Origin of the sequence: Pseudomonas sp., from assembly GCF_037994325.1 — a bacterium.
Lineage (GTDB): Bacteria > Pseudomonadota > Gammaproteobacteria > Pseudomonadales > Pseudomonadaceae > Aquipseudomonas.
The window spans coordinates 1-1,732 of the sequence record NZ_JBBNAH010000190.1; the positions used below are offsets into that span (position 1 = coordinate 1).

A 1,732-nucleotide genomic window follows, 5' to 3' on the forward strand; every position below is an offset into this window, starting at 1 on the left:
GCGCAGTTCATGCAACTGGCGGCGCAAGCGATGGCGGTCGGCGACCAGGGCCTGATCGAGGTTCTTTAGCAGGGTGTCAACGGTGGGCGCGGCGTCGGTCATTGGCGGGTGGGCAACAATCAAAAAAAAGGCGGGGGCGGATTGTCGCAGATTTTCGCGGTGCAAGGCGGGGCTGTGCTACGCCCGGCAATGCGTACGGCTGGCAATTCTGGATCCCCGCCTACGCGGGGATGACGGGAGTGATAGCAAAAACAGCCGTCGCCCCCGCGCAGGCGGGGGCCCAGAATCTAGCGTCTTACGCGCAGGTGCGCACAGCACCTGCCTCAGTCTTTCGCTTACACTTCGCCGTCGCCCATGGGATGGGTATCCACGCAAGGATTCGTCGATGCGCATCGGCCTGCTCGTTCTTACCTTGGCTTTGCTGGCCGGCTGCGGCCAACCCGAAGTGTTCTTGTGCGGCAGCGACAGCGGGCAGGTCACGGCGCAAGAAAAGCCCTGCACAGCGCCCTCTGAACCTGCCGAGAACGACAACGTCGAGGGCGTGCCCGCCAGCAGCGTCAACCTGCTTTCGCGCCTGACGCTCAGCGCTTTGCAGCCCGCGCCCACCTGGCTGAACTGGGCTTACACCGACCAGACCGACGCCCTGATTCTGCGCGCCAGCGCGGATGACACCGGCTACTTCATCAGCGGCAACGGCTTCCTGTATGCCGTCGATCTCACTACCGGCAAAGCCTTGTGGACCCATGCCGGCGGCGACCCGATCACCAATGTGCTGGTAACCAGCGACCGCGTCCTCACCACGACAGCCTTTGACCACCGCATCCGCTCCCACGACCGCACCACTGGCAAGCTGGTCAGCGTGCACGAGCAGGCAGACACCGTCACCGACTGGCTGGTAGCCGGCGACCTGCTGGTGTTTATCGACAACTACAAAGACGTCGTCGCCCTCGACACCCGCACTCTGACTGAGCGCTGGCGCATCACCCCGCCGAGCTACGAGCTGTACACCTTGCAGTTGTACCAAAACACCCTGCTATTAACCGACCGGACCTACACCGTGCACGCCTATGGGGTGGCCGACGGCAAACAACATTGGCAGCAACAACTGGGCGACAGTGGCGAACTGACCATTGGCGCCGGGGTGTTTTACCAAGACCGCCTCGGCTCGCAAATACTCACCCTCGACGTAAAAACCGGCAGTACGCTCGCCACCTACCGCTACGACGAGAACGCCAACATCAACCTCGAGCCTTATGGTCCGGTGGTGTTCAGCTACATCGAACTGGGCGACAAGATGCAGGCCATCGACCCGCTGACCGGCAATGAACTGTGGAGCACCACCGGGCTCGGCAGCCCTGGCATCAATGCGCTGCAATTCAGCGGCGCGAATCTGCTGGCGATTGATTTCGACAACAGCCTGTTGCGCATCCTCGAGAGAAAAACCGGCAAGCTCACCGGCACCCTACATATTCCGCGCATGACGTTTAGCGTTACGCGTAGCGAACAGAATGCGATGTTGTATGGCTGGGGCACGCTGTTGGTGTTTAAGCGTTAGCGGGCTGAGACCTCGTCTAGCTCTGCCCTCTCCCCTAGCCCCTCTCCCGCAAGCGGGAGAGGGGAACAAATCTTCGCTAGACGGGAGTACTCAATCCACTGTCGTCGACAATGGGGAAACCTCGCTGACGGCTAGCAGGAAAGGCGTAGCGTTTTAAATGGCCAACGCCGCAAAAAA

General features: G+C 61.2%; 1 protein-coding gene. It reads left to right on the forward strand.

The features are described from left to right. Positions 1–385 precede the first annotated feature (385 nt). Complete coding sequence (locus AAAB16_RS06320; RefSeq protein WP_340662567.1) at positions 386–1,555, forward strand: PQQ-binding-like beta-propeller repeat protein; 1,170 nt, start codon at positions 386–388, stop codon at positions 1,553–1,555. The last annotated feature ends 177 nt before the right edge of the window (positions 1,556–1,732 follow it).

What these genes read in the sequence shown, in the direction of transcription:
- AAAB16_RS06320 (WP_340662567.1), top strand. Translation starts at nt 386, where the DNA reads ATGCGCATCGGCCTGCTCGTTCTTACCTTGGCTTTGCTGGCCGGCTGC.